Annotated in this window: 19 protein-coding genes and 1 tRNA gene; 9 read left to right on the forward strand and 11 right to left on the reverse strand. The window is 58.0% G+C overall.

The features are described 5' to 3' along the window. Nucleotides 1–398 precede the first annotated feature (398 nt). Nucleotides 399–782, reverse strand: coding sequence for a VOC family protein (locus tag P3T25_RS17360; protein ID WP_429358505.1), 384 nt, complete (start codon nucleotides 780–782; stop codon nucleotides 399–401). Between the two features lie 196 nt (nucleotides 783–978). Beyond that, a complete protein-coding gene (locus P3T25_RS17365; RefSeq protein ID WP_154558971.1) occupies nucleotides 979–1,764 on the reverse strand; it encodes an SDR family NAD(P)-dependent oxidoreductase in 786 nt (261 codons plus the stop codon). Between the two features lie 93 nt (nucleotides 1,765–1,857). Here P3T25_RS17365 and P3T25_RS17370 point away from each other — a divergent pair, with 93 nt between their 5' ends. Next, entirely contained in the window at nucleotides 1,858–2,727 is an 870-nt protein-coding gene (locus P3T25_RS17370) for a LysR family transcriptional regulator (RefSeq protein ID WP_266239374.1), read from the forward strand. A gap of 1,969 nt (nucleotides 2,728–4,696) precedes the next feature. On the opposite strand, the gene P3T25_RS17375 is transcribed toward P3T25_RS17370, so the two are convergent. Both P3T25_RS17375 and P3T25_RS17380 read right to left on the reverse strand, forming a co-directional pair. Further along, nucleotides 4,697–5,755 (reverse strand): LPO_1073/Vpar_1526 family protein, encoded by a 1,059-nt coding sequence (locus tag P3T25_RS17375; RefSeq protein ID WP_429358506.1) that lies wholly within the window; start codon nucleotides 5,753–5,755, stop codon nucleotides 4,697–4,699. A 2-nt stretch (nucleotides 5,756–5,757) separates the two neighbouring features. Then, nucleotides 5,758–5,964 carry a hypothetical protein gene (locus P3T25_RS17380; RefSeq protein WP_429358507.1) on the reverse strand — a complete coding sequence of 69 codons (207 nt, stop codon included), beginning with the start codon at nucleotides 5,962–5,964 and terminating at the stop codon, nucleotides 5,758–5,760. A gap of 220 nt (nucleotides 5,965–6,184) precedes the next feature. Here P3T25_RS17380 and P3T25_RS17385 point away from each other — a divergent pair, with 220 nt between their 5' ends. Continuing rightward, nucleotides 6,185–6,778 (forward strand): recombinase family protein, encoded by a 594-nt coding sequence (locus P3T25_RS17385; RefSeq protein ID WP_429358508.1) that lies wholly within the window; start codon nucleotides 6,185–6,187, stop codon nucleotides 6,776–6,778. Nucleotides 6,779–6,896: 118 nt separating this feature from the next. Here P3T25_RS17385 and P3T25_RS17390 read toward each other — a convergent pair whose 3' ends face one another. Next, the gene (locus P3T25_RS17390; protein ID WP_429358509.1) at nucleotides 6,897–7,115 is read right to left on the reverse strand and encodes a hypothetical protein; all 219 of its coding nucleotides are present in this window, start codon (nucleotides 7,113–7,115) and stop codon (nucleotides 6,897–6,899) included. A 1,339-nt stretch (nucleotides 7,116–8,454) separates the two neighbouring features. Here P3T25_RS17390 and P3T25_RS17395 point away from each other — a divergent pair. Next, on the forward strand, nucleotides 8,455–8,880 hold the full coding sequence (locus P3T25_RS17395; protein ID WP_429358510.1) for a hypothetical protein: 426 nt from the start codon (nucleotides 8,455–8,457) through the stop codon (nucleotides 8,878–8,880). Between the two features lie 444 nt (nucleotides 8,881–9,324). Continuing rightward, the gene (locus tag P3T25_RS17400; RefSeq protein WP_429358511.1) at nucleotides 9,325–9,942 is read left to right on the forward strand and encodes a hypothetical protein; all 618 of its coding nucleotides are present in this window, start codon (nucleotides 9,325–9,327) and stop codon (nucleotides 9,940–9,942) included. 85 nt (nucleotides 9,943–10,027) lie between these two features. On the opposite strand, the gene P3T25_RS17405 is transcribed toward P3T25_RS17400, so the two are convergent. The 4 genes from P3T25_RS17405 to P3T25_RS17420 form a co-directional block, all read right to left on the reverse strand. Beyond that, nucleotides 10,028–11,047: a DUF2806 domain-containing protein gene (locus P3T25_RS17405; RefSeq protein ID WP_429358512.1), complete on the reverse strand. Its 1,020-nt coding sequence runs from the start codon at nucleotides 11,045–11,047 to the stop codon at nucleotides 10,028–10,030. Between the two features lie 97 nt (nucleotides 11,048–11,144). Then, on the reverse strand, nucleotides 11,145–11,999 hold the full coding sequence (locus tag P3T25_RS17410; RefSeq protein ID WP_429358513.1) for a trypsin-like peptidase domain-containing protein: 855 nt from the start codon (nucleotides 11,997–11,999) through the stop codon (nucleotides 11,145–11,147). Between the two features lie 64 nt (nucleotides 12,000–12,063). Beyond that, on the reverse strand, nucleotides 12,064–13,452 hold the full coding sequence (locus tag P3T25_RS17415) for a DUF6538 domain-containing protein (protein ID WP_429358514.1): 1,389 nt from the start codon (nucleotides 13,450–13,452) through the stop codon (nucleotides 12,064–12,066). A 103-nt stretch (nucleotides 13,453–13,555) separates the two neighbouring features. Further along, a tRNA-Arg gene (locus P3T25_RS17420) sits at nucleotides 13,556–13,630 on the reverse strand. Nucleotides 13,631–13,977: 347 nt separating this feature from the next. On the opposite strand from P3T25_RS17420, the gene P3T25_RS17425 reads away from it, so the two are divergent. Continuing rightward, nucleotides 13,978–14,340, forward strand: a complete 363-nt coding sequence (locus tag P3T25_RS17425; protein ID WP_429358515.1) for a hypothetical protein — start codon at nucleotides 13,978–13,980, stop codon at nucleotides 14,338–14,340. Nucleotides 14,341–15,074: 734 nt separating this feature from the next. On the opposite strand, the gene P3T25_RS17430 is transcribed toward P3T25_RS17425, so the two are convergent. Beyond that, nucleotides 15,075–15,842 carry a PadR family transcriptional regulator gene (locus P3T25_RS17430; RefSeq protein WP_429358516.1) on the reverse strand — a complete coding sequence of 256 codons (768 nt, stop codon included), beginning with the start codon at nucleotides 15,840–15,842 and terminating at the stop codon, nucleotides 15,075–15,077. On the opposite strand from P3T25_RS17430, the gene P3T25_RS17435 reads away from it, so the two are divergent. Genes P3T25_RS17435 through P3T25_RS17445 form a run of 3 tightly spaced genes read left to right on the forward strand, consistent with a single transcriptional unit; the run spans nucleotide 15,750 to nucleotide 18,434 of the window. Further along, nucleotides 15,750–16,655, forward strand: a complete 906-nt coding sequence (locus P3T25_RS17435; RefSeq protein ID WP_266239378.1) for an NAD(P)H-binding protein — start codon at nucleotides 15,750–15,752, stop codon at nucleotides 16,653–16,655. The genes P3T25_RS17430 and P3T25_RS17435 overlap by 93 nt on opposite strands. 25 nt (nucleotides 16,656–16,680) lie before the next feature. Further along, the gene (locus P3T25_RS17440) at nucleotides 16,681–17,037 is read left to right on the forward strand and encodes a YciI family protein (protein WP_154558975.1); all 357 of its coding nucleotides are present in this window, start codon (nucleotides 16,681–16,683) and stop codon (nucleotides 17,035–17,037) included. Nucleotides 17,038–17,051: 14 nt separating this feature from the next. After that, complete coding sequence (locus P3T25_RS17445; RefSeq protein ID WP_429358517.1) at nucleotides 17,052–18,434, forward strand: MATE family efflux transporter; 1,383 nt, start codon at nucleotides 17,052–17,054, stop codon at nucleotides 18,432–18,434. Nucleotides 18,435–19,624: 1,190 nt separating this feature from the next. Here P3T25_RS17445 and P3T25_RS17450 read toward each other — a convergent pair. Further along, nucleotides 19,625–19,816: a rubredoxin gene (locus tag P3T25_RS17450; protein ID WP_097391768.1), complete on the reverse strand. Its 192-nt coding sequence runs from the start codon at nucleotides 19,814–19,816 to the stop codon at nucleotides 19,625–19,627. A 325-nt stretch (nucleotides 19,817–20,141) separates the two neighbouring features. On the opposite strand from P3T25_RS17450, the gene P3T25_RS17455 reads away from it, so the two are divergent. Further along, nucleotides 20,142–20,543 carry a DUF4399 domain-containing protein gene (locus P3T25_RS17455; protein WP_266257440.1) on the forward strand — a complete coding sequence of 134 codons (402 nt, stop codon included), beginning with the start codon at nucleotides 20,142–20,144 and terminating at the stop codon, nucleotides 20,541–20,543. The last annotated feature ends 23 nt before the right edge of the window (nucleotides 20,544–20,566 follow it).

A 20,566-nucleotide genomic window follows, 5' to 3' on the forward strand; every position in this document is an offset into this window, starting at 1 on the left:
TTCTGTTCGTGCGTCAGGTCCTTGAAATCGGGCATCTTCGTCATGTCCTTCACTATGCACAGCCTGGTGGCAGTTTACAAGCGCTGAATAGTTACATCGCTTCTTCATATAGAGGGTGGCCAGGGCGGAGGCGGTCGTCGTTTTCCATGCCTGATTTTCGGCGTGCGCTGGGAATACTTTAGGTGTTGGAGTTCGATGCTTTTTTATATGTTGCATCGATTCCGTGGGTACGATCAGGCGAGTCCGGTTGTCACCGACCGGCTGAAGTCGACCCACAAGGAACCATCGATATTGCCCGAAGCGGCCAGAAATCAGCCATTCAACGTGGAGCGCGCTCGGCCCACCAGTGCCGACACCTGCCACGAAGTGCGGGTGCCATCCAGTTGAGCGCCGATCTGCTAGGCACCAATTTGATAAGGGCGGGTCATGACTTCAAGCAAATGACCGTCAAGATCGTCGAAATACACTCCCCGGCCACCGTTGTGCTGATAGGTTTCGGCGACACGTCGTTTGCCGGGGTCTGCCCAGTACTGAAGACCTCGGTCACGAATACGAGAGAAGACCTCGTCGAATTCCTCTTCACTGATCAGAAATGCGTAGTGCTGACTGGAAATCGCGCTGTCGCTTTCGAAGAAGTCGAGCGAGACGCCATTTGCGAGCTGAACGACCAGCATCTGCCCAAACTCGATAGGGCTCGGCACCTGCAGGATGTCCATGAGGAACCGTGTCGATTTCCGCTTGTCGCGGCACCAGACGATAGTATGGTTTAGCTGTACGCTCATTTTGCGACCCTCACTGGTTGCGACCGAATGTCCGTTCTGGCCAGGAAAGGACTCTTGTCTCGCTATGGATGCAACATAGCCGAAGCCCGATAGCATTCAAGTGAAATCCAACTACGACCGGCGTGACGGCCGGACCTGTACCTCGACGAACTTCCGGAGTGGACGCCAGGCCGCCGGCCGTCCTCCGCGTGATCATTCACGACATGACGCGCCCGCCTGCTACATCCAGGGTCACGCCGGTGATCCAGGATGAGGCCATGGACAGCAGGAAAAGAGTCGCAGCGACGACATCTTCTGGATCACCCAGCCGACCCAGCGGGAAAGCGGGGATCATCTGTCGCTCGTGTTCGTCCGTGATGGCCTGCCGGGTTCGCTCCGTGAGGACCGCCGATGGCGAAACGCAGTTGACCCGGATGCCGTGCCGGCCGACCTCATGCGCCAGATGACGTGTGAGCATGATGACCCCGGCCTTGGCGGCGCCATAGCCGGCGGGTGCGCCGGCGGCAATCCTGCCACCTGCAGACGCCATGTTGACAATGCATCCGGAACCGCGCGCAATCATTGCGGGCAAGAAGCATTTCAAGGTGAAAAATGTAGACGTCAGATTGTTGTCAATGCTTGAGCGCCAGTCTTGCTCTGTGATCTGCTCAAACGGCACCGGCCGACCGGTGCCGCCGCCGGCGAATGCCACGACGAAATCAGGTGCGCCAAGTTCAGCGTCGACGCGTACCCGCATCTCCTCAACCGAAGACAGTTGGGCACAGTTCGCGGGCGCAGCAATCGCTTTCCCTCCCGCGGCGCGCACGGCGTGCACGGTCGACAGAATCGCCGTTTCGTCGCGACCGTTGACGGCAACTTTCACGCCGTTCTTCGCAAGTGCCAGGCACGTTGCGGCTCCAATTCCACGTGAGCCGCCGGTGACGACAGCAACCTTTCCCTGAAGATCGGGAAACGTGGGGATGACTGACGGTGGTGTGGCCATGGTGGCATGCCTCCTGGTAGCGTTGATCGGACTCTAAAGCGGATGTAGACTAAAAACAAATCATGTGTTTTCGGTCTATACATAAATATTTTTATGTCTCAACTGCTTTACCTTCGAAGCTTTCTCAGCGTCTACCGGCACAACTCGATTTCGAAAGCTGCCGACGCACTCCATCTGACTCAACCCGCTGTGTCGCGACACATCAAGGTTCTGGAAAATCATCTGCAGTGCAAGCTGTTCGAGCGCCTGCCGCGCGGCCTGGCGTCGACACCGGCTGCCACCGAACTGGAGCGCCAAGTGGGATCCCACCTGGACGCGTTGCAAAGAGTCGTAGATTCAGCAGGCAGTAAGAATGCATCGTTGGAGGGCATCATTCATGCAGGATCAACCAGCGGCTTCGCAAAACTGATCTTCTCTGGCCTCGCGACCCTGCCGCAGTATGGAATCCGTCTCGACTTGCGCGCGGCACCGCCCCCTGTCCTGATGAAGGCTCTGGTCGACGGGGAACTGGATCTTGCCGTGACACCGGCACGAATTCCTCACAAGGCAGTCGAATACGATCTCCTGTACGAAGGCTCCTTAATACTGGTTTGTGCGCCACGCTGGCGCGAGCGATTGCTCCGGACAGGTGCGCCAGGTGGGGTGCCGCTCATCGAAGTCCAAGGTCCGCTACCTGCGCTGGCCAACTACTGGCGCGTGGCATTCGGGCGGAATCCGGACCTCCCCTCGGTCACCGTCCCGGACTATCAGGCAGCGCTCGACGCTGCCGCTGCAGGAACCGGACTGTCAGTCGTTCCCGAGTGCTTGTGCAGCGACATGCTGCAAACGGGTCAGTTGATCGGTCGAAATGCCAGAACCAAGGCTCGAATATCCCTCTACATAGCTCGCGGTAAAGGGAGCGCCGGAGTCGACCGGGTCGATGTGGGTCGTCAACTTCTTCTCGATGCAGCACGAAATTGGTAGCTCAGTAGTTGCACGGTCAATTTTTATCGTTGGACTTATGCAATTACCGTTTCAACTGAGGCGTTCGTCCCGTGCGACGAAGGTCCTATCGTTGCAAAGTCGGACGACCACAGGCTGTCATCTGCCGCGGACTCCGGTCGCATAGATTCCGCGGATACGATCAGGTGGTCCGGTCGGTGCGAAAGGCAGACGGAGATTTGGCTTCAGCCGTTCTGTATGCAGCGGACGTGGGAAATGAAGGTGGCTAAAAAAATCCCCGCCCGGAAATTGCCGGGCGGGGATTTTTGAGGTGTCTGGATGTTGCCGATTGGTCCCCCCGACAGGAATGTTGATCCCTGTTTTTCCCGTCAGGATTTCGGTATCCGTTGGCGCTGAAACCAAAGTGTAGCAAGGCTCTCGGCGTTATTCAATGTCGTTGGGTGGCAGGACTCACATTGGCCTCGTTGGTACAGAAGATGGTCCAGGGTTGGTACAGAGGCCGCGCCCCTACCGGGGGCGCCCCTTTGGAAAGCATGGGCCCCCTCTTCTGCGGAGACCTCCCCGGGGTAACAGGGGGTACCTCTGCCGGTCGATCTCGAAATTCCCACGGACCGACTCCCACTCGCAGGGCTCAACAACAACGAACAACCGCGAGCCTTTACCGGAGTTTTTGAGGTCGTCTGGAATCGAGCACGGGGTACTATGCGCCGCCAGATTCGAAACCGAACGAAGACGAGAGCGACCCACACTCAACAAGCTCAACAACAACGACGCGAGAGCCTCTAGCAGCGTTTTTTGGAGTGGTCGGAAGCGGCGCGGGTACCGGTCTTTTGGGCGCGGCGCGGCCCGAACTAAGGGGAAAATCTGCGGGGGCCTGGGGATGACGAGTTCGGTTCGGCTGTCGATCGATGCACACAGTGCGTTGGAAATCTCCTACTTGAAATTCGCATAGCAGTTAATTAGACGATGTCGCGGCAATATGCTGATGGAATTACTCTTCTGGCCATTGCATTCTGGGTCCCCTGTCCATCCAATGAAACCATCCCCTGCGGCCGATAACGTTACGTTTGTATCGCTGCCGAAATGGGCCGCGCAGGTGGATTTACATTGGCCGATTGTCGCCGCTGGGAGGGACGTGATCACGCCTTTTTCATTGGGTTGAACGGTCACAGAGATCGTATAAGAATTTGCAACTATAGATACACAAGGGCGATACTCCGACCACAGATGTTGCTTTTCCTTACTCCCCCTTCCAATTGCGGTGTAGCAGACCTTTTTTTCGCTAAGCGGCTTCTGAAACACGATGCCAAAGCAACGTCTAGGCGGCCCACATCCGCCGTCGTTTGCTCTGTAATGCCAGTGGTAAACGGTTTCATTGTGATCGGCCCAAACGTCTTCGTTAATTGAATCAATATCAATCGAATAGCCTTTTGGGGCATAGATACACTGAGCGTCGGAAGGGAAGAGAATATCTACTTTATTGTCGGGTGTTATGAAATCGACTCCGACTTGAGGTCCGATAACTTTATCGACACAAAGATTGTCTATCGTCTCGGAGAGCGGCTGCGCCCGAACGAATTCCAATGTAAAGAAGGTCGCGACGACTAGCTGACGCTAGCAAGGCGACAAGCACCGTTGTTGACACCTTATGCCACTATTGGTCCCTCAGAACACGGCGCGATACTAGGCAGCCGGCCCTCACCCCGGGGGGCACCCCTTTGGAAAACAAGGGCCCTCTGTTCTGCAGATGCCGCAGGGGGCTTAGGGGGTACCTTGCCCACTGGTCTTTAGATTTCCAGGGGTGGACTCTCACCCACAACCTCGAACAACAACAACGCCGGTCGAGGTTTAGCGCTGTTTTTGAAGTCTCCGGAAAAGCGCATAGGGGGTACCTTGGCCGACGCGGCCCGAGATAAATTCATAGAAAACGCGCGGGAGTCGCTACGCGCAGCAATTTACCCAAGGACCGTACAGACCCCTACGAATAAAACTAATTGAGCCAGATCTCTAAGTCAGCAATGATAAGGCCAAGCCGCGTGGCATTAGAATGGGCAATAGCGAGTCCCACGGTCGTTAGCACTGTGTTCTGAAGTTGCGTGCCACTCCATCGCCCCAAAAATGTTTCGACGGTTGGGCCGATGGCGGAAAGCAGCGCGATAATTTCAGCGTCTGGCATGAGATTCTGACCGAGCAAACTGACCAGTTCTGTCTGGCTCTCAAGCGAGACACCTTGTGCCGCGCATTTTTGTTCGACCGTTGACTGATCTAGGGCCCAAACCTGCTGCTTCGCGGCGTCACTAATGCAGGGGGCAATTAGCCCTGCAAGCGCCTGCTCAGATTCACGCGCTCGTATCGAGTCAAATCTAGCCGGTTCTTGGCCGTTCGATACTAATCCGGGATAAACGCGACGAATGATTTCGGGTATAGAGATAGCGCCCATTTCAACCGTTGCAACGCCCGTATACGCGAGATAAGGATATACGGATCCCGACTTAGGAATGGAATCTGCCAGCGGCAAGACCTTATCGCGGAAATACGCAAGTAGCGCGTCTCGCGAACCCATGGAAATTTCGCGTGAATGGCGCAACAAGAAAATGACCGTTATTAGGTCAACTTGGTCCGCAGCCAGGCGGGACATAGTTTCAATCGATTGCGTAAGTACGAGCTGGCGAAGAGAACGTTCTTTTTCTGCCGCACGCTCTACCAAAAGGTCCACTAAGACGGTTTCGAGTTTTTCGTCGCCGGAGCGAGCGAACGCCTTTTGTGCCTCCAAGATCGAGTGCTGAAAATCCGGTTCACTCGTCTGCTGGATTCCTGCCGGATGTCGGGACTGCAATTCGTCGAGGAATTTCTCGGTAATGTGCTCAGCCCGCTCCCGCGCAGTCTGTTGCGCGAGCCCAGCCAATTCCACCGCGTTAGCGCGAAAGACGTCAAGCGCAATTTGTCTGGCCTCCGCGTACGTGACGCCCACGATAACAAGATCGCGACCCGCTTGGGCATTAAACGAATTGTCGCCAGCTTCTTGTCCCTGCTGCTGACCGAACGCCATGCTTATTGCTCCCGCTTCTTGTTGGAAATGCCTTTCACATTCGCATCACGACCGGCCTGAATATTCACCGAATCGTCACCGGCCGCTTGTTTCTGATTATTCCCGCTGCTTCGACTGAATAACCATCCGACGGCCGCCACAGCCGCTGTACCTCCCACGCCGCCGAATAGCCAGTCCCAATGTGAGCTAATCCAAGTCAGAATCTCCACACCGCCTCCGTGTAATCGAGCCATCGGGCACTCATTCGCCAAGCGTGAAGTGTAATCCGTTCAGACGAGCGAAGTGCTGCGTAATTGTTGGCTCACAAGGTGTACCTATTGCGCCAATGCAACAGTTAGCAAAAAGACTGGCTCAAAAGGTTGACTGTGTTTTGAGCCACCCGTATATTTGAGCCATTGATGTTTTGAGCCAACTACGGGGAAGACCACAGTGAAGACCATCTACTACGGGCGCATCTCGACCACCGATGGGCAGACGTCAGCGAGTCAGTACGATGACGCAGCCAAGCAGGGCGTTAGCGCCAAGCACGTTCACATTGACGAGGGCGTCTCTGGGTATCACGTAGCCCCCGAAGACCGCGCGGAGTGGAAACGAGTGGTCGACAAGCTGTCCGATGGCGGGGTGCTGTACGTGCGCTGGCTCGACCGCATCTCTCGCCGTTACGATGAACTCCACCGCACCATGCGCCAACTGATGGACGCGGGCGTCAAAGTCGTCTGCACGATGAATGGGATGATCTTCGACGGCACGGCCACCGATGCGATTTCCAAGGCCACCCGGGACGCGGTCTTGGCGTTCATGGCCGCCCAAGGGGAAGCGGACTACCTGAACCGCCGAGAGATGCAGCGGCGCGGGATCGAGACCGCCAAGGCCCAAGGGAAGCAGTTGGGGCGCTCCAAGGCCGCAGACGCTGCCGAGGTCGTGGGGTGGCGTGCCGAGCATGGCGCGAGCATCGCGAAGACTGCGGAACATTTTGGGATCAGCCCCGCGACCGTCAAGCGATATGCAAGCAGCCCTGCCTGAGCGAGGGTTGACCGGAGGGGCGGCGCGAGATCAGTGCAGGACCCCGCGCGGCAAGACATGTTGTATATATACAACATTTATTTTCGACACGCAGACGGCCTTTCTAGCTGGAACGCTGTCAGACCGCGCGGGGGTCTTCAGCCCCCAGGATCCGAGTGCAGCGCACGATAGCCGCGTGGCCAGCAAGGGCCGCCGAGGACTCTGCGGAGTAGCGGTCGACAACCTCAAAAATCCCGCTGTCTGCACCGACCATGGTCACATAGTGGTCGCCATCAAGCAGCGTCACCACCGAGATATCGCCCGGAAAACGGTCGTGCAGTATAAGTCCGGTATTCATTACTTCAAGCCCTCGAGTTAGGCAGGAACTACTAGCGACTGTAACCGCGTTTACAACAGGCAGTGACGAATTAGTACTCCTCCTAGAAGAGGAGCCCAGCGGTGAATTAGTGGCCACACCAGAAGAAGAGCCCAGTGGTAAATTCGTACGTCCATATGAAGGAGCCCCGCCTATGGGATCACCAAACGCAATAGCTATCGAATAAGTACGTGCGTTTGAGGACGGCACCCGCGCTGCTCTCGCGGTCTCCCGAGGGCAAGCAGCCGTTTAGGGCCTACATGTAGAGAAAGACCGTCTGCGTCCCAAACTGACACTTACCCCCACCAGCAGAACGACGACATTTAGCCTTCATTAGAAGGACGGCATTTACCCACCACGTATAGAACAAGCGCCCACTGCCTTACCCTCACTATAGAAAAACAACATTTAGTCTTCCGTTAGAGAGGCCGCCGACCCGTCATGGCCACCAACCGCGCCCGCCTGGTCATACCCCCTCTGTAAGAGCGTTTTAGCCTTTCCGGCCACGTCAGGCCACCTATTATCCCTTAGCCATATCCCGCCAGCCCGTTTCAGGTCCCCATGGGAGCCCAAGCGGATGCACACACGCGCTCGTCGACATTGCGGCGGTGTTGTTGCGTGGCGGCCCCCTTATTTTTTGCTGAATCACACATAGAAAGGAACACCAATGAACACCCGAGAAACAACCCTGTCGAGCGCATCCCAAGGGCTGGTCGTCCGCCCATATGCGAAGCGCGGAACGAAAACGGCGGCGCGTGAAGCAGCCCGCAAAGCCGGTCGGAAGACGTTCCTGTTCACTTGCCACAGGCACGGTCTCACGGTGTTTGGGACTGCGGGGCAAGGCCACTGCCGAACGTGCAATGCAGACCGCCAGCGAGCGGCCTATGAACGCCACAAGCGTGCCGAGCTGGCAAGTAGCGAGAGCTACGCGCCCACGGCAGCAACGGAGTAACCAGAGATGCTGAAACAAACCAAGACCCAGGCAGCGCTAGCGGCGCGTCAGCGCGGAGAACCGAGGTTCCCATGGACCTGTCGACACCACGGCGAAGCCGCGCACTACGCGAGCAACCGGAAATGTGTGGCGTGTGCGGTGCAAGTCGACGCGGCAAGAATCGAGCGCCGAAGGACCGATGCAGCTTGTCGGGACGCGTACAACGAAGGCCAGCGCAACTGGAGGCAGAAGCGCATGGAGGCCCCTGAGTACCGCGAGGCTTGCCGGGAGTACTTCAGGAACGCTCACGCGACCAACGCAGAGAGGCGCGGCAAGACACGCGAACACGCGGCGGCGCAAGATTGGCGGAAGGCCACGGAGGGCGGAAGCATGACCGGTTGGTACCGTCTCGAGCGCGAGGCACTCCAGCAAAAGTACGGCGCATGCCGCCCGGGCTTCGAGATCGACCACGGAATTCCAAAGGTCGCCTTGGATTCCGAGGGCAATCACGTCGCCGCAGGGCTCCACTGCATGGCTAACACGCTCGAGACGCCACAGAAGGTCAACAGCCGGAAGCGTTGCCAGTTCGACCCCAACAACAACCGTCTGCAGCGCAACGCGAACCGGCACCCGGGTGGCGCGTTCGACCCGAACCCGACCGAACACGAATTGGCGCTGATTCACCTAGCCGACGAGCTGGGGACGCCGGCGGATGTTTCACTTGCGGCCCTGCGGGAATCCTTGGACGCCAAGGCGCGAGAACACGAACAGCACGTCGCGGCTGTGTTATCGAAGTTGCCGGATGCGGTCGCCTGAGCACGAAGCATTCCTCTAGATACCTGGGACTCCAAATTGAGCAAGAGCGCCCCGCCTAACCCCTATCTGTTCTGACCAACAAATGATGGTCGAGTCTGTCTGGGTGTCCCTGGGGCAGACCACAGCCCTGTCCCTATGGGTCTCCACTCACGCCGAAGACGAGACCGATTTATGACAACCATCAATAAATAGGTAATAGACCAAGTAATGATGGTCTACCTACCTCAGCACCACCTAGCTCAATCCCGTTTGTCTTTATTCGATGGTCATCCCCCTATAGGTATGGCTTGGCGCAGCCAATGAGTCCCTGTGTCTCCTGGAATCTAGGCTGCCCATGGACGACCAAGGTCATTTATACAACATAGAAGCATCCTCAGAGCCTTGTCCCATAAGGGGTTGAGGGTTGAAGAATTGCTGTTATTCAGCACATTCCGAGCAAAATTAATGAAGATCGACGATGAAGAACTGCGGGCCGTCTCCACGGTGGCAGCGACCGAAGCTCGCTTTGTGCCATTCGGTGGAACGTACAAAGTAGTTCCCAGGGAACGCCTGAGGGCTGCAGGGTGGAGAGTTACCAAGGGCATGCGCCCAATGACTCAGGTCACCCCGGACACCTGGGTTGACACCGAGACCGGCGAGATCATTACCAAGACGGAAGCACAGAAACGCGGCATCAAATTACCGATGGCCCGTTCCAACTCAGACAAGGCCCTGCACATGCACGCCTGTATCTTAGCCTGTACCCCTAGCGAACGACCCTTCGTCAGCTACCTCCTGAAAATGCGGAACCAGCGCGGCGGCCTGGCGGCTCCCCTGGACACCATCTTGGACCGTTGGATTGCTGCCGCGTGCCTTGGCATCCGGTCGACCGATAAGGCACGCAAGCGAAAGCAACTTCGGGCCACCATCGAGCGCCGCAAGCTGATGGTCAACGATACGACGATGGCGAAGGACCTCATGATCCTGAACCCGAACATCACGAAGCAGGAAATGATTGAAGAGGCGGCGAACTGTACGACCCGCGTTATCTGCCAATCAAAGACAACGCCAGCGGTGTGCTAGATCGCTGCCCGTAGGCTCCACCGCGCCGCTTCCGAGGCCGGGATAGGGGCAGGCGTCAGTTGACCTATCTGCCCGACAATTCAAATCAGCTTTTGACATCGACCAGCGCATAACCTTGGTCATCAAAGTACTTTGTGAGATCCGCCGTGTAGGCTGCGTTCTCCACCAGTTCTACGATGCCTAAAAGTTCCTTACCTGCTTGACTTAGCTGCACACCGCTTAAGCGAAAGCCTGTGAGTTGCTCTTGTGTTGGTGCCTTCTTTGGGAGTAGGCCAAAACGGCGATTTGCATATTGAAAAGGAAGAAGGACATTGTTATTTTGAACGACGCTAGCCGCGTATCCCATGACTGACCCAAAATCGCTGATGATGAGCCCGTATTCGAACAAAATGTTTAACTCTGAAAAACTGAGGCCGAACTTCTGTAAACCGTTCTGCCCGGCTGGCTGACCAAGGTCCAATATCCGAGCGTCGATGACTCCAGGCCCGTATCGAAGCGTGCACGACATCGAACACAGTACGCGGAACAACTCGGCTGCGTGGTTGTCTAGCTGAGCCATCAACTTCACGGTACGGATCGAGTAGGACTTCGGGCGCTTGATTTCACCGGCAAGAATTTTCCCAAACAGCCGTTGCATGTGCTCGCTGCTCATATCCACGGATTCGCGTTCGAATGCGTTAAGCCAGTCTTCGCTAATCTCCTCGGGCTCAGCGGCAACTTCGCCTGAATCCTCCCGCTTTACCTCTTCAGCAGCATATTGCAGCACTTGCGCTGCATTGATTTGTTGTCGAAGGATGCGGCTAGCATTGGTTGCGGTAGCGATTGCGGCTAGCGACCGGTCCACTTCGATCGATTTCGCCAGCGTCTTTCCGGTTGCGTTCGTAACCGCAACACGCGCATCGGATGTCGCTTTTATCTCGGCAGCCTTTCCGTCGATATACGCGTTGGGCACCTTCATGAGATGGTTAAATGCCTTGGCAACATTTTTTCTGACAATCGCTGGGATGTGCCCGAAGTGCACGCCGATAGCGTCGAAAACCGTTGTAAGTACGCCGCCACCGTCATCCGACGCGGGGTCATTCTCAGGATCTAGCAAGTCAGTCATTTAGTGTGTCCTGTTTGTTTTGAGGAGCCGTGTGCGGCGGCTACCGCGTGCGTAACGCAGCATGATAGATGACCGCATTGCCCAGGGCATCGCTGCCTCAATTATTACCGCTCGCTTCAGCTGCTGCGAAAACCTCTTCTACCGCGCTAACGTGCCAAACTCGCCCCAAATCTGATTCGGGGTTCACCCTGCCAGAATAGATCCCGAGGAACTCCCACGCCACAATTCCCCCTCCCATCGTGGTGGAAATCTTCCCGTTTTCAATTTTTGTAAATGTGCCCGCCCGATATGCGATCACGGGCGACCCAGACTGGCCCTGTCGAGTTCGGCAGTCAATGAGAAAGGTCTGATTGTCGGGTGTCACAATACCCAACTCCTGAGCCATAAATCCTGTCGCCCAAATTGGAAACCGTCCTGTGGAAGTTAAACCGAAAGGGAATCCTATTACGCTAACTGCCTCAGCGGGCCGAACCACCATGTTGACTCGGTCTTTGTTTGTCTTAAGGTAGTACGGTACTTTATGGACGTCGCTTCCCCATTTCAAATTCAACGCAACTAAGTCGGCTGCGGCACCAAGGCGGGGATGCTCAATCCACCAGGGCTGACCGTCGTCTTTGTAAAGAGGCAGCGTGACGCAGTGCCACTCTCCCACATCCAAAGGAGGCTTATGGAAATAGATGCGGATATTGTCAGGGATCGCGCCGTGTTTTTTGTCCAAACATGCGCCTGTCTCTTGGTGCCTTCCTGTGACGTTATGGCGATTTGTAATTAGGGCGCAGTGTGAGGATTGGTCGTTGGCTACGAGAAATGCTGTTCCACTGCTAAGCAAGGTTTCCTGGAATCGCATTTCAATGTAAAGCGACTTCAGTGACGGGACTTCTAGACCCAATGTCAATGCACTGCCTGGTGCCGGGATCATGTCAGGCGGTATGGCGGACGCTTCAATGCTCATAAAGATTTCTCGAAATGAAGTGTCGTTGATTCTACGCGTTCTCAACGCGCAGCCGCCGTGGCATTTAGCGTACCGCTTCCGTGGCCTTCGTCAGCCAATCCGCCAGCATCTCGAGCGGGTAACCCTTCCCATAGCTCGCCCCAACCCCGGGCGTGGCATGCCCGAGAATCTGGTCTTGACCCGAATCAGGGCAACCGGCGGCGCGTAGCTGGTCTTTCATACTGTGGCGCAAGCTGTGGCAGGACAGCCCTGAGCCTTGTAGGCCGTCCTGACCTCGTATCCACTTGTTTAAGACCGCCGACACCGAGTCAGCCGAGCATCTCTCTGCCGTTGTGTAGCGGGGGAACGCGAACGCGCTACTGTGGGCGATCTTGTGGGCTTCCTTGAGCGCCATGATTGCCCGTGGGGTCAGCGGGACCTTGCGGATGCTGCTGGTGTCGTTCTTCAAGGTGCGCCAAGAATGCTCTTTGAGATCGATGTAAGGAGTCGCAGCATGAAGATGGACGTCAGCGGCAGCGAGGCCCACGACCTCGGCCAGGCGACACCCCGTTTCAGCCAGCACGGTGACGATACAGCGGAGCTGGTCCCATCCCTTGGACGCCGCCCACGCATCAACAGCAACGTGTAACGCCATTAGCTGGGCGACCGTGAACGGGAGACGCTCTTTTGCGTCTTTCCCGGCCCCCGGTATCTCCACCTTGGCGAACACGTTGTCAATGCCTAGCTCATTTTCTCGTATGCCCAGACCGAACGCGGCGCGGAGCGTGGTGAGATAGCGTCCAACGGTTGTGGTACTCACGGACTTACCGCCTGCGTGGTGCCCTGCGAGTAGCCAAGCGACAAACCTATTCACGTCGGACCGACGAACCTTGCCAAGCTCTCTGTCGGAACCCAGGAATTGCCGGAGATACCCGAAGACCAAGCGAGCGTCTTTTTCGGTATTTGGGCGTGCAGCGGTGTACTGGTCGAGACAATCAGCAAGGGTGACCTTGGCGCGAGCCTGGAGCATCTGGAGAGCTATGGCATTGACGGGCGACAAGTGCGGGTCCACCTGGTGACCGTGAATGATGTCCTCGTCTTCCCTGACCGAGCGCGGCAGATGGTCGTCCAAGAAGTCATAAAAGGCGTCCAAGGCCTCCGGGGTGGCCTGTGGGTCTCCCGGGTCGATACCGTACCGGCCCAATAACTGATGTGCTTGGCGCTGGAGACCCGCTCTTGTGGGGTTCCGGAGATCGGCCCATTGGCGGTCCTGTTCGGTGACATGGCTGGATATCAACCGCGCCGCCACCTTAGGGTCCCGAGTGCCGAGACTGAACTGGATCCACGTTTTGCCGACAGATGCGACTAGGTCATTAGGGACCTTTCGCTTGAACCACAGTGTTTCCGTACCCGGTCTAGGCCAGAGATAGCGGATGGAGACTGTCATGATGCTATTGAGACGAAAGGCGGTCATCGTAGGTACACCAGTTGGTACAGTTCTGGGTACGCCACGGACACCAATTAGACCTTGGAGGCCTTGCTGGGAAAGGGTTTCGACTGAGTTGCTGCCGAGTTCCTGGTCCCCCCGACAGGAATCGAACCTGTATCTAGCGCTTAGGAGGCACTTGTTCTATCCATTGAACTACGGGGAGATGGATATTTGCAATGGGACGACTGGAGCTTTGCTGATATTGGCTTTGGCCGTATCCCGTGGGCGTTTCCGGCATTTCTGCTTCTTCCTAAATGAAGCGCCGTAACAGCCTGTGAACCCCAGTTTATAGCAGCCTCTGCTACAAATTGACCCTGTAGCGCTGAAAAGAGATCTGGCACTGCTACAGTTTCCGAGCGGGGTAAAACATGGCTTCAATCCTGCCAGTCGGCAGTCGCTGGCGTGCCCAGGTGCGCAAGCGAGGGCAGAGTATAGCAAAAACGTTCAAAACGAAAGGTGCCGCCGAAGCCCGGGCGCGGGAGAAAGAAGTAGAGATCGAGAACGGCCAGAATGCGGTCGACGCCGCCACAGTCAAGGTCGGCGAGTTCGTCAGGAAATACCGCACAGCCCGCGCATCACCTCGCGCTGGTGCGCGATCGCAAGCATCCCCGGCAGAAGATCGGCAACAACGAGTGGATTCCGCTGATCGGCGACGCGTTCGAAGTCATCATGCGGCAACCGCGTTACCCGGTGCCGCCGGAATACACCGAAAAGCGCAAGGCAGATCCGAAGGCGCCGCCGCACAGGAACGACTACATTTTCCGGTTCGACAAGGGCACCGCGAGCAAGTACTTCAAGCAGGCCTGTGATGCCAAGGGCTCTGAAGACGCTCAAGCGCCTTATCGCCACCGTGCGTGCGAATCTCGTCAATAGCGAGCGTCGACGAGACAATCTTGTCTCGGACCAGCTTGTGAAGTGCCGCTGTCGTCCACACGGAGACCGTTGAGGCGAAGGTGCAGGTGCCTGTGCCGTGCATCGATTCCGTTCCGCCGACGCCTGTGTTCCTGTCCGATGCGGAATTGCTGGCCGCGCCAAACGGTTCGGCCGTCGACCGGCTCTGGCGGGATCATCTGCAGCGCAAGCAATGGGAGGGTTAGCTTGAGGCGTTGGTGGTCGCGTGCGTGGGTTTGAAGAAGTGAAAAAGAAGCCCGCCAGCGGACCAGCCGGCAGGCTGAAAGACTTTTTAAGGGAATGTGAGTTCGCCACAAACTCGCCCTCAAATAGTCCGAGGTGACGTGAATATAGGGCTATAGAAAGTCTGCAGGAAACAGGTTGCGGCGCAGGACAAAGTATTGGCGGAATGGATCAACAAAAAAAAGCCCATCAGAAACCGATAGGCCGAAATGTCCGTGGATCAGTCCGTGTGCGTGCAATCTACTCCCGCTGCCCGCGTCGGCGCCGCGCATCGGCCTTGAACTTGACCGCGTCCGGGTTGCGGGCGTATCTAACCGAAGATAGGTACGCCGGAGGCGCTTTGAAGTTGCAGACCGGTTACGCAGCGGTCATCTCGGCGTTGGTGATTGCGGTGCCTACTCCGCTCGGCACCTCGCTCGGTACCTCTATTGGGTAAATTCAAGCCGCGCGCCCGGCCCGAATTTGGCCGTACATCAGGCTGGCCTGCGAGCAATCATGTCCGCCACCTCGTCACACCACGCGATATAGGCCTGTTCCGCCAGCACCCCACGGCGCGCCACCAGCAGCGGTCCAAGCTGACGCTCGGTCAGCATGGCCTGTCTTGCGAGAAAGAATTCAAGTTGGACCTCGTGGTCCGCACGCACCTCGCGGATTTGCTGCAACGCTGTATCGCGCGGCAGCAAATCGAAGCACAACACCCGCAGTATCTGTTCGTCCTTGATGGCGGGGCGCGGCGAACCGTTAGCCACCCACGCCCTCAGCTTATCGAGCCCAGCAGCGGTCATGCTGTAGATCGAGCGGTCCGGCCCGCGCGTTCCCGGCAGGCGCTCCGACTGGATGAGTTCATCCTTTTCCAGTTCGCGCAAAGCGGGGTAAACCGAGCTGTGCTCAACCGACCAGCAATGCTGGCCCACCATCTGCAGCCATTTGGTCAGTTCATAGCCGGAACGCGGCTCGTTATAGATACCGGCAAGAAGAACGTATTTCAGCGGCTTTTCCTTGCCTGTCGCGGTTTCCTTCAGATCATTCACTCGCATTGCTCCTGGATTGCGCCAACGCGCACACGGAATGACTATGTTTTTTTTGACATAGTCAAAACGACGTGTCACTATGTATTTTCCTACATACTCGATGTTATCAGGAAGGCCATGTCCCAAGAAACTATTCTCGTCACCGGCGCCGCTGGCAGCGTCGGTTCGACCGCGCGCGCGGCCATCGCCAACCTGCTGGAACAAGGTCATCGGGTACGCGCCATGGTGCGCAAGCTGGACGCGCGCGCCGACAGCCTGCGTGATATGGGCGCCGAAGTCGTGGTCGCCGACATGCTCGACATCGTCGCCGTGCGCGCAGCCATGCAAGGCTGCTCAGTGGTGTATTTCACGATGTCGGTTTCGCCCGAATACCTGGAAGCAGCCGCTACCGTCGCGGTCACAGCCAAAAGCCTGGGTGTGAAGGCCTTCGTCAATCTGTCGCAGATGACGCTGTCGCAGATGAGCGAGACAGAGACCACCGGCAGCCCGCAACAGAAGCAGCACTGGCTCGCAGAGCAGATGCTGCGTTGGTCCGGCCTGCCGGTGGTCTACCTGCGTCCAACTGCTTTCTTCGAAGGCTTGTTCCTGCCGGCGGCCAAGGGCATCCGCGACGACAACGCCATCCGCCTGCCGTTCGCTGATGGCAGGACCTCGCCGATCGCCGCCGCCGACGTGGGGGCTGCCGCCGCTGCTGTGCTGGCCAACCCACAGCCGCATATCGGCAAGGTCTACGAATTGACCGGCCCCCAGTCGCTGACGATGACTGAGCTCGCACAGGAATTCAGCAGCGCTCTGGGACGCACAATCCAATACGTCAATGTGCCGCCGCAGATCTGGGAAGCGAAGCTGCGGGAGCTCCAACAGCCGGCGCATCTGGTCGCACACCTGGTCATCATGGCCCAGCTGCATCGCAACAACCGCTACGACCGCATGACCGACAACTTCCAGCAGTTGGTCGGCCGCGCGCCGATTTCCGCCGCCGAATTCGCTCGCCGCCACGCGGCCGCGTTCACCGCCGACTGATCCCCCTTTCTAACGGGAAACAACGATGGAATTCGTTCTCGCTTTTCAACAGCCGCCAAACGTCTATGAAACCTACGCCGATCTGCTCAAAGCGCAGCAAGTCTCGCTCGCGTGGAAACAGTACATGGGCGCCCTCGCGGCCGCCGGCGTCATGCGGGCCGGCACGCAACTCGATCCGCGTAACGCCAGCACGGTGCGGATGCGGGACGGCCAGCGCCAGGTCCAGGATGGCCCGTCCCCGGACGCGCACGCACTGTTTGGCGGCTTTGTGGTGATCAATGTCGAGACGCTGGCAGAGGCTTTGAATTGGGCCGAACTTAGCCCCAGCTCATCGGCCGGATTCACGGAAGTGATCCCGGTCCTGCCGATCACCCGCGCCTAGGTGCCGATAAGATCATGCCCGCTACTCTCGCCAATCAGGCTGAGAAGATTTCTTCTCAGCCTGCCAACCTGCCGGCCAACGAACTGCTCCATGGTCCGCTGTTGTCAAACTTGATCCGCCTTGCCTTGCCGACAGTCGCCGTGCTGTTCATGACGACCTTGCTAGGTGTCGCCGAGACCTATTTTGTCAGCTCACTGGGCCTGAAAGCGATCGCCGCAACATCGCTGGTGGTTCCCGTCATGATCATGATGACCACGGTAGCGAGTGCCGGCATCGGCGGCGGCGTGTCGTCGGCTATCGCCCGAGCCACCGGCGCCCGCCGCCAGGACGAGGCGCAAAGCCTGGCCTGGCATGCGGTGGTCATCGCCGTCGTAGCAGGCGGACTGTTCGCCCTTGTGCTGCTGCTGGCCGGCCCGGTGCTGTACCGCAGCCTTGGCGGCAGCGGGCCATCGTTGAACCAGGCCGTGCTCTACTCGAACATCCTGTTCGGAGGCGCGATCCCTTTCTGGATATTGTTGCTGCTGCAGGCATCGCTGCGCGGCGCCGGCAACGTCAAGGTGCCGGCGATGATCATACTGGGCGGCGCGGTCGCCGGCCTGATACTGTCACCGATGCTGATCAACGGCTGGCTGGGTGCGCCGCGAATGGGTGTGGCAGGCGCCGGCGTCGCACAGGTCCTGTGCAATATTGCCGCGCTGGGCGTGGTGGTCGTCTACATGCGTTCGCCCTCGTCGACGTTGCGCCTGCGCCGCTATCGACTGCAGCGCAAGCATTTCAGTGCGATTCTCGGCGTCGGCTTGCTGTCGGCGATCAATGCCGTCATGTCGGCCATGTCAGTCACCGCGCTGACCGCTGCGGCCGGTGCCGTGAGCGTTGCCGCCATCGCCGGTTACGGCATTGCATCCCGCCTCGACATGCTGCTGATACCGGTGATGTTCGGATTCGGCACTGCCGCGATCACGCTGGTGGGCACGAACCTGGGCGCAGGCAACGTTGCGCGTGCGCGACGCGCGGCGATCGTGAACGTACTGTTCGTTGCCGGCGTGGTTGGCCTGGTCGGACTCGTTGTCTCGCTCTTTCCGCTGCCCTGGATGGGCCTCTTTACCAGCGATAGCGCCGCTATGGCGGTCGGCGCACGGTATCTGCATGTGGTCGCGCCTTTCTATGCGGTGATCGGCGTGATTTTCGAACTCTACTTCGCAGGTCAGGGGGCACGCCGCATTTTCTGGCCGATGACCGCAAGCGTGGTGCGTTTCGTATTTGCGCTGGCCGCGATGGTGCTGGTCCTGCAGGGTTACGCGAGCCTGCACACAGCTTTCGTGATAGTGGCAGTCAGCATCGTCGTGGCGGCGACCATTAGCCTGCTTGGATTCCTGCGGACCCGCTGGGATCGTTAGGCATCAGTTGGAGTCTGCGACGCCTCAACTCTCACGCGCGTGGCTTCTACAAATATACCCGGTAGGTAAGCCGAACACATCGGCTTGCTGTCTGCTTATTCAAACGAAGAAACTCATCACGTCGACGATCCACTTCTGCTACAAGACCGTTTTGAAGCCCGAGCAGTTTGTCGCCGGCCTCACGGACTTCGGGCCTGATCGCTCGAAGCTCTTTGGCAATAGCGCCGATGAATACCCCAAGGTTCATCGGCGTGACCCCTTTGAGGCCGACGTCACAGAGGGCTCGGGCGGTATCTGGGAACGCCTGCACTACGACTGGTCCGACCCCGACTGTGTCGTAATGAAGACAACCGACTCCAACGTGTGGGGAGGTCGGGCCATACCTACACATTTACGCGTCTGCCCTACGGGACGACTGCGCTGGACGCGGTCGTTGTTCGCGAAGGCAAGAACATCAAGGGACGGGTGCTCAGGTTCGTGCTCGGAACCATCGTCAGACACATTCTGGAAAAAGTCTTTGCAGACAGTATCAAGGCCATTGAAGCCCGGCACGGTGCGGCAAGAAAAGAATGCGCGTCTTGTGCCAGCTAATCCTCCCGTGCAGGCGGCGACCTGGACAATCCGTCGCACAGCCCAAGTGTTTGCGGGAAGCCGACGATGTTGCGGTCGCGACCCAGGCGGCACCGATCGTTAGCGGAGATCGCGCAACCCTCGCCTTCTGAAGTCCGACGCCTGCTTGCAGAGTGGAGCAAACCTCTGAACGTCCGGCGGGCGGTACGGGCGAATGGCGACGTGTGGCCGATTGTCGTCGGATGAACGCGCGAGCAGGGACTGCGCGATAGTCAGCGCAATGGGCTAGGAGGGGAAGTTTCGCGTGCCACAGATTTTGCTACGGCAATGGTAGCAATCCCTATCTGACGGGCGTTGCGCCTGTCATTCCACCCCTGAACTACGGGCAGAGGGCCGAACCAAAATAATCGCTGCAATCCCGCCGACGAACAATCCGGGCAGGGACCAGGCGAGTCCAAATTCGCCAGCGAGCGCGGAGGATATCAAACACGCCTGGCCGCGAGGAGGGGTGCAAAGCCCGTCCCACAAAGCAAACGGCCCAGCGGGCATCACCCACTGGGCCGCGCGAACCTCCCGGCGCACTACATCAAGCAGCGCACCTCCGGCTCAATCGAGCTCACTCAGAATTCCACCACCGCAAACTCCGCCTTGCCTACATCGCACAGTGGGCAGCGCCAGTCGTCCGGAATCGCGGCGAAGCGCGTACCCGGGGCGATGCCTTCTTCAGGAAGGCCTTCTTCTTCGTTGTAGATCCAGCCGCAAATCAGGCAGACCCAGCTCTTATATTCAATCAGTTCAATTACTTCGCTCACGACGTACTCTTCTTTGGTTCGGTGCATTGATCCGCCCAGTCTGCCCCTTTTTTGGGCATGGCGGCGACTCGCAATATTACCGGAATTTGTCAATTGGACAGATATTTACCCATGCGGCATCGCCGCAAAGCGCTTGAGACGTGTCCGGGCCCGCGTGACGGACCCGTCATACACAGCGTGTATGCTTTGATCCGCAGCTAGTCGTTTGGACAGGCGCGCCGGGCGCCTGGCATGCATTGCGACGATCGGCCTCAGGCGACTCGCGCCACGATCGACGCCTGCGTGGCCCGCGCATGACTCTTGTTTCCCAAAAAGGAGAAAAACGATGTTCAAAAACAAATGGTTGGCCGGAACTGTACTGGCCGGGTTGCTCGCGATATCGGGCGCGGCGCAGGCCGCAGGCGTGTCTTTCGTGCAGCCGGCGGACGGCGCGACCGTCACCAATCCGGTGCACGTGGTGTTCGGTGTCGACGGCATGAAGATCGCGCCAGCCGGCACGATGACGGAAGGCACGGGCCATCATCATCTGCTGATCGACGGCAAGCCGCTTCCCAAGGGCGAAGTGATTCCCGCCACCGACAAATCGCTCCACTTCGGCAAAGGCCAGACCGAAACCGATCTGACGCTGCCGCCGGGCGACCATACGCTGACGCTGCAATTCGGCGACGGCGCGCATCGTTCGTATGGGCCGGAGATGAGCAAAACCATCACGGTGCACGTGAAGTAACGTGACAGGTGAGGCGGTTGGAC

The sequence above is a fragment of the Paraburkholderia sp. GAS32 genome (assembly GCF_050434225.1).
GTDB classification, from domain to species: domain Bacteria; phylum Pseudomonadota; class Gammaproteobacteria; order Burkholderiales; family Burkholderiaceae; genus Paraburkholderia; species Paraburkholderia madseniana.

Bases quoted from the DNA above. Each gene is read 5' to 3' on its own strand.
- P3T25_RS17410 (WP_429358513.1), bottom strand. From the start codon at position 11,999: ATGAGCATTGAAGCGTCCGCCATACCGCCTGACATGATCCCGGCACCA.
- P3T25_RS17405 (WP_429358512.1), bottom strand. From the start codon at position 11,047: ATGACTGACTTGCTAGATCCTGAGAATGACCCCGCGTCGGATGACGGT.
- P3T25_RS17435 (WP_266239378.1), top strand. From the start codon at position 15,750: ATGTCCCAAGAAACTATTCTCGTCACCGGCGCCGCTGGCAGCGTCGGT.
- P3T25_RS17430 (WP_429358516.1), bottom strand. From the start codon at position 15,842: ATGACCTTGTTCCAGCAGGTTGGCGATGGCCGCGCGCGCGGTCGAACC.
- P3T25_RS17375 (WP_429358506.1), bottom strand. From the start codon at position 5,755: ATGGCGTTCGGTCAGCAGCAGGGACAAGAAGCTGGCGACAATTCGTTT.
- P3T25_RS17365 (WP_154558971.1), bottom strand. From the start codon at position 1,764: ATGGCCACACCACCGTCAGTCATCCCCACGTTTCCCGATCTTCAGGGA.
- P3T25_RS17445 (WP_429358517.1), top strand. From the start codon at position 17,052: ATGCCCGCTACTCTCGCCAATCAGGCTGAGAAGATTTCTTCTCAGCCT.
- P3T25_RS17400 (WP_429358511.1), top strand. From the start codon at position 9,325: ATGAAGATCGACGATGAAGAACTGCGGGCCGTCTCCACGGTGGCAGCG.
- P3T25_RS17370 (WP_266239374.1), top strand. From the start codon at position 1,858: ATGTCTCAACTGCTTTACCTTCGAAGCTTTCTCAGCGTCTACCGGCAC.
- P3T25_RS17415 (WP_429358514.1), bottom strand. From the start codon at position 13,452: ATGACCGCCTTTCGTCTCAATAGCATCATGACAGTCTCCATCCGCTAT.
- P3T25_RS17440 (WP_154558975.1), top strand. From the start codon at position 16,681: ATGGAATTCGTTCTCGCTTTTCAACAGCCGCCAAACGTCTATGAAACC.
- P3T25_RS17395 (WP_429358510.1), top strand. From the start codon at position 8,455: ATGACCGGTTGGTACCGTCTCGAGCGCGAGGCACTCCAGCAAAAGTAC.
- P3T25_RS17425 (WP_429358515.1), top strand. From the start codon at position 13,978: ATGCGGTCGACGCCGCCACAGTCAAGGTCGGCGAGTTCGTCAGGAAAT.
- P3T25_RS17390 (WP_429358509.1), bottom strand. From the start codon at position 7,115: ATGAATACCGGACTTATACTGCACGACCGTTTTCCGGGCGATATCTCG.
- P3T25_RS17455 (WP_266257440.1), top strand. From the start codon at position 20,142: ATGTTCAAAAACAAATGGTTGGCCGGAACTGTACTGGCCGGGTTGCTC.
- P3T25_RS17360 (WP_429358505.1), bottom strand. From the start codon at position 782: ATGAGCGTACAGCTAAACCATACTATCGTCTGGTGCCGCGACAAGCGG.